Below are 258 nucleotides of genomic sequence, written 5' to 3'. Positions count from 1 at the left end.
AAGTCGAAGGAGAAATCGTTCAGACGCTCCACAGCATTTTTATGCTTGATTGGGAATACGTTTCGGATGAGGTGCTGATTGATCAGAAAGCATACACCCGCCCGGTTGCGGCAGAAAGCGGCGGCGTCTAACAAGTCGTTCCGACGGGCCCCGATATGAAGGAGCGGATGAGCGAGCTGTATTATGCCATGATAGCGGCGGCCGAATCGTCTGTATGGATCGCGACGCCTTATTTCGTGCCGAATGAGCCGATCCGCA

Annotated in this window: 1 pseudogene; it reads left to right on the top strand. The window is 53.9% G+C overall.

The features are described from left to right. Positions 1-258 (top strand): annotated as a pseudogene (locus R0K30_RS22545) (cardiolipin synthase); the annotation flags it as partial.

It is taken from the genome of Bacillus sp. SIMBA_154 (assembly GCF_046536015.1).
Taxonomy (GTDB): Bacteria; Bacillota; Bacilli; order Bacillales; family Bacillaceae; genus Bacillus; species Bacillus pumilus_P.
The sequence above is the reverse complement of the archived record's forward strand: the minus strand, read 5'-3'. Positions and strand labels throughout refer to the sequence as shown.